The organism is Bradyrhizobium oropedii, assembly GCF_020889685.1.
Taxonomy (GTDB): domain Bacteria; phylum Pseudomonadota; class Alphaproteobacteria; order Rhizobiales; family Xanthobacteraceae; genus Bradyrhizobium; species Bradyrhizobium oropedii.
The window spans coordinates 1-8,953 of sequence record NZ_JACMYO010000268.1 but is presented as its reverse complement, the minus strand read 5'-3'; the positions used below and the strand labels follow the sequence as shown (position 1 = coordinate 8,953).

Below are 8,953 nucleotides of genomic sequence, written 5' to 3'. Positions count from 1 at the left end.
CACGGCGGAGGATTTGCAATTGCGGACTGCTCAGCGATTGACGAATCTGATCTCGGTATTCTGCATCGTGAGCTGGCGCATTTTTTGGATGACGATGCTCAATCGTTCCGTCAAATCACCGGAGTTTGTGCTGACCTTGATCGGGTCGTCAAAGACAAGAGTCCAGCCAGAACACAACGAAAGACATTCTCGCATTATCTCATCAAGATCGCCAGGCTCGGCGGCTATCTCGCCCGCGCCAACGATCCGCCACCAGGGAATCTGATCATGTGGCGCGGATTATCGCGATTCATCGATACCGCCGCAACGGGAACAAAACTCTGACTCAAAAATGTGGGTAATCGTAAGCCGAGCAGGGCCGCCTTGTGAAAAGATTGTGAGCGTAGCTGACTGTCCTTATGGATATGTATAAGGACAGTGCGGTGCCGCATAGAGGTGGTGGAGACCGGTCGGCGGCGCAGCTGGAGGAGTGTGGAGAAGCTCAGGATCGTAGAAGAGAGCTTCGCGGGGCCACGACTGGTTTCGGCGACCGCTCGCCGGTACGGGATCTCACGCCAGCTTCTGGTGAATTGGCGCAAGGCGTTGGCCTCCAATCATGGGGCTGGAGAGGGTTCGAGCGGCCCGACATTTGTCCCTGCGATAGTTGTGCTGAGCACGCCCCCAACGACGGAAGCTGTTGAGGCAGGCCAGATCGAAATCGTAAGCGCGAAAGGGCTGCGCGTGGTCTTCGGTCCCGGCGTGGACGTCGAGGCGGTGGTTCGAATTGTTCGCGGACTGGAGCGCCGATCATCCCGATCCCGACGGGCGTGCTGGTGTGGCTGGCGACGGGCTACATGGATAGGGCAGTGCTCTCGGTTCTGTCTGACCTCCGCGTGTGTGTTCCGAGCCGTCGCACATGCACGGTCGGTTGCCCTCTCATCGCGATTTGCCTTGTCGTCGTCGCCGATCGGTCAGTCCGGTGTTTTCAGATCAGAGTTCAAGCGTGGCGCACCGACGAAGTTGAGGCCAACAGCGCCTCGAGTCGGCCGTCGCGGAAAGCTGCAGTGTTTTTGATCCAGATCAACCGGTATGGCGGCTCACGTAAATGGCGCTGTCGCGTTTCCTCCCGATGTCACGATTGCTTCAATGTGATGCACAGGAACCCACCGCTGTCCTGTCAAGCCCTTGTCTAGACGGTTGAATTTTAGCCAACCCAATAATTGGTACGACACTTGCTCATCCGATCGGAGGTCCTCTCCCTTTAGGAGACGCGCATGCAAAGTGTCCTCTGCATCGAGCAGGTCTCACGACTGCGCCCATCTCCCGTCGTGCCTCTGATGCGACCACGATGTGCCGCTTCGATTCATTCGCACCGGATCTGCGCGGCGGAAGCGCTCAGAGGCCGGGCACTGATGCTCGGCGGCTACCTCTTGCGGCGACTGTGGCGTGTCGCTCATCGATCGCGTCCTCGACGCCGTCGAAGGGCGGAGGCTCGGCCAAGGCTAAGCGATGGCAATCCGCAGGATTGGGACGAAAAATGACACCCCTGTCATCTTCGATAGCACGCAGAGCATTGATGCCGATACCGCGCGGGTGGCACCCGACACCGGCGGGCGAGCCGGCCTGCTCCAGCTCACGATCGCCAAGTTCAGCGCCTCGGGTCTCGTCGTGCTGGCGCTTCAGACGGAGCGAGGGTGTCGTTCAGGCCGAACCTCGGGTTCGCACAATCCAATCCGACCTGTGCCCACGTCATAGCCGCTAGCGCTGCTTGTTTCGTATGGCCAGCCGGGTCATTAGAACGGTCGGATCGCCTCCGATCGGTTGCTAGTGTAGGTGGAACCACTGTGAGAATCTCCGTCAGTGCGGGCATTACATGGGCGGTTCAGCGCCCGACCTGCAGCGGTTGCGGCATGCCGTTCAGCCCAGAGGAAGGATAGCGGCGGCATCTCAACTGTTCGACGGAGACGATCACGCCAGCCGAGCTGGCGGCAGGACAACGAATTCGGGTATGGCGTCTGAGAAAGCATGCGCGCGCTCCAGACGTCACGAAGAGGAAACCCAGGAGTTCAGGTCATGGAATGGAACTTGGCTCCGCCTGAGACAGGCGCAATAGAACCCCGCGACACCGACCTTGACTGAGCCGCCCATGGATCTTTTCAGCTTCACTGAATGCGCAAACCAAACGCATTCGCTCAGAGCGCTGTTCGAGCTTCTTGTCAGCTGCGCCACCGAGGAGGGCTTCAGTGCGGTTGCTTACGGTGCCCTCAATTTCGTCGAGCCACTTCGCCTGGCGGAGTATCCACCCCCGACCGTGGCCGTGAAATGGCCGCCAGATTGGTGCGACCGATACTTCAAACGCAAGTACCACACCATCGATCCGGTGGTCCGGCGGACGCCGATGCTTTCCCGGCCGTTTTTGTGGGATCAACTCGCTGACCATTATCAACTTCAACCTGACGAGAGACGCGTACTGGACGAAGCCAGAGAGGCAGGCCTGAAGCATGGCATGAGCGTGCCATTGTTTGGGCCGCTAGGCCGGGTATCTGTGGTGTCGTTTGCATCTCCGTCCGACGATGCTGATCCGCAGGATCGCATCGGTCATCTCAACGCATTGGCCTGGCACTTTCACACCGCCTATGGCGAGATCGCACGTCCCTGCAACAATGGCGGTGAGAAAAAAGTGGCACTGTCGCAGCGGGAGATCACCTGCATGCGGTGGGTGGCAGAAGGAAAATCGTCATGGGAAATCGGGATGATCCTAGAAATCAGCGAGAATACAGTCAATTTTCACATCAAGAATGCGATGCGGAAGCTGGGGGCGACCAGCCGGATCCAAGCGATCGTCATGGCGATTCGCCTCAATGTTCTTTGAACTGGACTCGAACAGGAGCAAGCGCCAATTAGCTAAAGCGCGATGAGATTGGGTTGAATCGTCATCGCGCTTTAGCCTTTTGTTTGCGCATGGTCTTTTCGGAAAACCGCTTCGCACTTTTCCGGATCATGCGCTAGATTGTTGCTCCAGCTATTTGCAACATTTTGCCGGGGCACTATTCACTGAAACTGCAGACGAAATGCTCCGTCGAGACAAGCGATTGAAACCTCACGCTGCGGCAGGTTGTGAGCTCCGTAACCGTCGATGACGTGTCGGATCGGCTGATTGAGACGCTTCCGGCCGGGCTGCAGCGGCAACAACCAGCTGACCAGTCCGCCCGCTATCCTCCCGGCCGGGCTCCGGCGGCTGTACGTCGAGAACAATCAACTGAGAAGCCTGCCCGAGACCCTGTTGACGCAGCTCAGCTCTGAGTGCGAGGTTTCCCTGGAATTTACTCCCCTGCCCGAGCCGGTGCTGGCGAGTGTGGCGGCAGCTCTGAATGCCGGACTATGACGGCCCGGAGGTCTCCTTCTCGATGGAAGGAGAAGCAGCGCAAGGTCAGGTGCGGCCGCTGGCGGAGACGGTGGCGGACTGGCCCGATGGCGAGCCGGAGATGGTGACCGCTGGCAGGACTTCGCCGAAGAGCCGGGTGCCCAGGAATACGCGCGCTTCCTCGACAGGCTGCGCGGCGCCGTGAACTATGGCAATGAGGCGTTCCGGCAGGCGGTGCGCGATGATCTGAGGCAGGCGGCGATCAGGCCGCCATTGCGTAAGCTGTACTTCCAGCTGGACCTCGATGCGAGCGAGACTTGCGAGGATCGCATCACTTTGACCTGGAATGGCATGCAGACCGCGCGCCTGACCGCTGATGTCGAGGACGGGGTCTATGACAATCGGCTCGACGCACTGCTCCAGCGCGGCCGTGTCATGTTCCGTTTGGAGGCGCTGGACGGGATCGCGCGCGAGACCGTCAGTTCGTTTCCGCCGTGCCGCCCGAACGCCGACATCGAGGTCTATCTTGTCTACCGAAACCAGCTGCGGGACCCGCTGGAGCTGTCGCACATCGCGCCGGACATGCGCTTCCTCGACGTCTTCCACGTCAGTGAGAACGATGTTGCCGGGGCCTAGAGGTCGGTGCGGAACCAAGAGGCGGCGGGGTTCGCCGACTATCTGGCAACGCGTTGGCAACCCTGGGAGACGGTGGTGCGCCGCATCGCACCCGACGAACATGCAGCGATGCGGCAGCGGCTCGCCGATGCGATGGGCGAGGAGTTCGACAGCCGCCTGGGGCAACGACTGGCCGAACATCACCTGACCGGCAACGCCGATGCCGCGCGGCAGCCCGGGGTCCAATCAGTCGTGAAATCGCCCGCAAGATCATGGTCCCGCTCACGCAGAAGGTGCTCGCAGATCGCGGCCTTGCGCTGTGAGGCGGCCCTTCAGTGGCAAAGCGATATCAATCCAGCGTTTGCGCGACCGCGGATCTATGCAGTTCAGAGCAATTCAGCAAGCCAAAGCTCTTTCAACGTTGTCGCATGATGTCCACCCGCGCGGAATGCGGCGGCCTGACATTTGGTCGCACCCCATGCGGGTAAACTGAGCTGGGTGCAGCGGCCGCTGCGGCGCCGTTTGCTGAAGAAACTGCCCCGCCGCCGCCGGCTTGTCATGCTCGCTCTCGAAAGCGCGTGTTTCGATTGAGCGAGCTCATTCTGCAGCGCTGTCGTTCAGAGTATCTTGTTCTTCGATTTCAAATAACTCTCGAAGTGAAACACGGGGAACGCTCATGACCGGCACAAGGCTGAGACATTACGGCTGGGGACGGGAAGGCGAAGGCATGAGCGCGGAAGAGCGGGCGTTTGTCCTCGGCCGCGCCAACTGCGCGGTTCGGACTTCGGCAATCAGATATTCCGCTGAAATGTCCACCGCCTTTAATCTGTTGCCTCGATCGCTTTTGCACCGCATCTGCGCTTCGGCACGAAGGCTGCTGCGGACGCATTACAAATGAACCCCCGCGCAATTGGCAAGCCACTTCATAGCTGCAGGCCGCGGTCCCCGAGCACCTGGTGCATGGTCTCGCTTTTGATCTTGCGAACGAGTTCGTTCAATATTTGGGCTCCGAACACCCGCTCGGCATCGGGGTCGCCGGTCAGCTCCTGATCGGCGAGCCGTTGCTTCAGGCGACTCTCGAACTCCTCGCCCATCGCATCGGCGAGCCGCTCCTTCATCGCCGCATACGGTTCGGGTGCGATGCGGCCTACCACCGTCTCCCAAGGCTGCCAACGTGTCGCCAGATAATTTCCGAACTCCGCCGCCTCCCTGTTCCGCACTGATGTCTCGGCCGCGACAAGGTCGCCCTTGGTGACGCAGGAGACGCCGAAGAACAACATTTCCGGCGCGATGTGCCACAGCTCCAGCGGCTCGCGCAGCTGGGTCTGATATGCAAGATAGACCTCGATCTCGTCGATGTTGGCGTTCGGGTCAGCACGGCGGAGCGAGCGGATATTCTCGCGGGCTATCTCCTCCAGCGTATCCAACCGGAACGCGACGCGGCCCTGCTGAAGGAGTTTGTCGAGCCGCTCGTCATAAGCCCCATCCTCGACATCAGCATTTAGGCGTACGGTCTGCATGCCGTTCCAGGTCAAGGTGACACGATCCTCGCAGCTCGCGGTCGCTCCGAGGGCCAGCTGGAAGTACTGTTCAAGCAATTGAGGCCTGGTCACAGCATGCCGCAGATCCTCGGCCACGGTCTCCCGGAACGCGTTATCGCGATAGCTCACGGTGTCCCGTAGCCTATCGAGGAACAGCGCGTATTCTCGGGCACCAGGCTCGCTGGCGAAGCGCTGCCAGGCGGCCACTACCTCCGGCTCGCGATCGAGCCACTTTTCGAGGGCATCCCGCAGAGCCCGTGTCTGACCCTGCGACGGGAGGGCGTCAGGCACCCTGTTCAGCAGGTTGCCGCCGACGTTGAGATACTGAAGCGTCTCCGGGAGAGTGCCAGGCAGATTTGTTAGCCGATTGTTGCTCGCGTCGAGCCACCGCAGGCCGATCGGGAGTGCGGCAGGCAGGCTGCTCAGCCGGCAGTTGCTGGCGTTAAGCCGCCTGAGCCCGGCCGGGAGGGCGTCAGGCAGGCTGCTCAGCCGGCGGTTGCCGCCGACGTTGAGATCCTGAAGCGTCTCCGGGAGAGTGCCAGGCAGATTTGTTAGCCGATTGTTGCTCGCGTCGAGCCACCGCAGGCCGACCGGGAGTGCGGCAGGCAGGCTGCTCAGCTGGTTGTTGCTGACGCTGAGACCCTGGAGCCCGACAGGTAGTGCGGCGGGCAAGGCGGTCAGGGACAGGGACATCAAATTGAGCGGCTCGTGGAGATGTCCCGCCTCTTGCCAAGCTCTCGTTTGTATTATCGCTTGTTGCCGATTCTCGTCCTGCCCCCCTTCGGCAGCCCATTCCTGGAGCGTCCGCTCCTGCGACGAGGTAGGCCCGGCCGCGCCCGCCCGCGTTATAGCTTCGACCCACTGCGCCGCAGCTTGGGTGAGACCGCATAGGCAACCTTGCCGGTGCCGTCGTTCGGAACTTTCGGGTGCAATTCCAGGGCCCTGCTCAGCCCGTCCTGTATTCATCAATGCCGTCTTCTCCGCCTAGCAATTCACGCGAAATGCGCCGGAGCGTGTTGCTCCAAGCCGCCGCCGTTGTCAGCGCACATGGTGATCAGCGACCAACGATGGAGCTGGCGATCAACGACGGCGGTTGCCGCCATGCGGCCGCCGAAACGCGCCTCATTCGCCGGCCGAGCAATCGCGCGCCGGGAATCCGTCTCGTCGAATGGGCGCGTCTTGTTAAAGCCATCTATCATTTTCTGCAGTCAGATTTGAGCAAATCAAGACGACCTGTCCGTCGAGCTGCTCATGCTACGCGGCCCAGCTGTCGACAAGCTGACGAGCCTCGAACGACTAACGATACGCCGACGAACGCCCACCGATGTCTCTCGAGCCGTGCGGCGGCGCTCAGGATTAGCGGCGAGCTCACAGTGACCCGGCGCTGCGTATTTCCTCCAGATGGAGTTGGAATCCGGTGAGATGAAGGGCTGGCCTCGAACGACAGCGCTGGATCCAGGTCGCGCAGGCTGCTCGAACACGCCAGATCAAGATGGCTGCGATTTGGCGCCGCCCTGCCGCCGTTATCTATCGCAGACCATGCCTTCCGTCAGGCTTCAGCTAAGAGCGGGCGTTTGTCCTCGGCCGATACCATGCCAATTTTGGCGCCGGCGAATTCGATACGGTCACTGTTTCCGGCGTCGAAGACCTGTCCTTCTGGGAGCCGCGGTGTCCCGCCACCTTCGTTCACACCGTTCTGCACGACCGAACGCTACGACCGCGCCGCGCGCACTTACGGCAAGTCCTATCGCATTACGTCAGGGCCATGCTCCGCGATTACGATTGCGCGCCCGATGTCGTGGCCTATGGGCGCACGCGCACGCAGCACAGGTCCGATGGCAGCGTCAGCGTTGTCAGGGTCGCCGGGGCGGACTGGCAGTTTGTCATGTCGGCCAACATGGGGGCTACATCGATCGGGAACCGTTCGAAGCGAACCAGCGGCGCCTTGCCGATAACGCCGGCGCCTTCGGCCGCGAACGGCCGTCCGGGCCGACGCGCTTTTCCGGAAGCAAGAGCCGCAGACTCAAATCCTGTCACTGCGACCAATTCGGGCGTCTAGCTCAACTCGCGCGCTATTGCTGGACGTCATCATACTCAAATCCCATATTTGGCACGTTGGGTCGGTACCGGATGCTTTTCCGTGACGGTAACTGCCCCGACGCCAGTTCGCGTTCAGACCTTCGATGTACTACAAATCACAAGATTATTTCGATCCCATGCGTCAAGTTCGTCCACCGGGTATAGGACGGCTTTGCCGATCTTGACGTATGCAGGTCCGATTCGCATTGCGCGCCAGCTCCGCGACGTGCCCACTGTGACCTCGCCACGTATCGTGCAAGCACTTCCTCGGGCGTAAGGAATTTGGCGTCCGACATTCGTATTCTCCATCACTCCGCCGCACGACACGTCACGGTCGAAATGGCCGATGTTGATACCCTGAATGACGAAAAAACGTTATTCTCGATAAGCCTGCGTCGCTCGCGTCAAACGCGGACGACTTGGCGTGTCGGGCTTCGTTGATGGTCGCAGGATGGCGTGACGGAGCGCAATAAAAATACTTGCGCCGCTTGGCCCCAGGTCCACGATGTATCGAAGGCTGCGCGGGGCGTTCGTGGCGGACCAGAAAGGGAAGTTGCGCAGGCTAGTGCTCTCGGCTGAGTCGTGTCCCCATTGATGGTGTAGCTCGGCAGAGCCAAGCCGTCGCACGCGCGCCCCCACATAGCGCCGTAGCGGGCGGCTTTGCGGTGGTCACCGGCGGTTCGCCGGTAGGGTCGGGTTGCTGACACCAACCTGATTCGAGGAACCACCGATGACTGATGAGATGATGAACCTCCGCACGCTCGTGGAGAAGACCCCTGACGCGGATCTGCTGCGGGAGATGATTGACTTTGCGGCCCAGCGATTGATGGAGCTGAAGCGGAACCAGACCGGGGCTGCCTACGGCGAGAAGAACCCCCAGCGTCTGGCGCAGCGCAACGCTACCGCGACCGGACCTGGGAGACCCGCGCCGGCACGGTCGAGCTTCGTATCCCCAAGCTGCGCGACTAGCCAAATTGTCTTCGGAAGTTTTTTCGTTGCGCATTTTCGGGAATCACCGCGCGGGCGACGTGTGTCCCCATTGTGCCCCAATTATTTCGGGGTACACCTCACGGGAGGCGAATCCATAACCTATTGATTTAATGTAATTAATGGTGGACGCACAAGGGATCGAACCTTGGACCTCTCCCGTGTGAAGGGAACGCTCTCCCGCTGAGCTATGCGTCCGGGATATGTGACGTGCCGACGGCCGATGCCGGCCGGTCGAAATGGTGCTTCGTCAGAGCGTGCGATTTACGAAGTGCCGGGTAGGGGTGTCAAGCCAAACCCCGCGGAATCAGGCCCCCTGCTGACGGGCGCGGGAGGCGTGGGACTGCAGCGCCCGGATCCGTTCGGCCAGCGTGCGCCGCCTTCGGGC

5 protein-coding genes, 1 tRNA gene and 3 pseudogenes are annotated in these 8,953 nt (G+C 60.9%); 6 read left to right on the top strand and 3 right to left on the bottom strand.

All coding sequences use genetic code 11. The features are described 5' to 3' along the window. From H8A95_RS39690 to H8A95_RS39670, 5 genes and pseudogenes are all read left to right on the top strand, one after another. Positions 1-324, top strand: a pseudogene (locus tag H8A95_RS39690) (hypothetical protein); the annotation flags it as partial. Positions 325-417: 93 nt separating this feature from the next. Then, a complete protein-coding gene (gene tnpA, locus H8A95_RS39685) occupies positions 418-1,053 on the top strand; it encodes an IS66-like element accessory protein TnpA (RefSeq protein WP_338028065.1) in 636 nt (211 codons plus the stop codon). A 1,072-nt stretch (positions 1,054-2,125) separates the two neighbouring features. Then, a complete protein-coding gene (locus H8A95_RS39680) occupies positions 2,126-2,851 on the top strand; it encodes a helix-turn-helix transcriptional regulator (RefSeq protein ID WP_229169095.1) in 726 nt (241 codons plus the stop codon). Between the two features lie 591 nt (positions 2,852-3,442). Next, the gene (locus tag H8A95_RS39675) at positions 3,443-3,979 is read left to right on the top strand and encodes an NEL domain-containing protein (protein WP_229169102.1); all 537 of its coding nucleotides are present in this window, start codon (positions 3,443-3,445) and stop codon (positions 3,977-3,979) included. 75 nt (positions 3,980-4,054) lie between these two features. Continuing rightward, positions 4,055-4,390 (top strand): hypothetical protein, encoded by a 336-nt coding sequence (locus H8A95_RS39670; protein ID WP_229169096.1) that lies wholly within the window; start codon positions 4,055-4,057, stop codon positions 4,388-4,390. A 491-nt stretch (positions 4,391-4,881) separates the two neighbouring features. Here H8A95_RS39670 and H8A95_RS39665 read toward each other — a convergent pair whose 3' ends face one another. Further along, positions 4,882-6,192, bottom strand: a complete 1,311-nt coding sequence (locus H8A95_RS39665; RefSeq protein ID WP_312001263.1) for an NEL-type E3 ubiquitin ligase domain-containing protein — start codon at positions 6,190-6,192, stop codon at positions 4,882-4,884. A 1,479-nt stretch (positions 6,193-7,671) separates the two neighbouring features. Beyond that, positions 7,672-7,874, bottom strand: a pseudogene (locus H8A95_RS39660) (DNA-binding protein). Positions 7,875-8,308: 434 nt separating this feature from the next. On the opposite strand from H8A95_RS39660, the pseudogene H8A95_RS39655 reads away from it, so the two are divergent. After that, positions 8,309-8,541 (top strand): annotated as a pseudogene (locus H8A95_RS39655) (transposase); the annotation flags it as partial. Positions 8,542-8,688: 147 nt separating this feature from the next. On the opposite strand, the gene H8A95_RS39650 reads toward H8A95_RS39655, so the two are convergent. Then, positions 8,689-8,763, bottom strand: a tRNA-Val gene (locus tag H8A95_RS39650). Positions 8,764-8,953 lie beyond the last annotated feature (190 nt).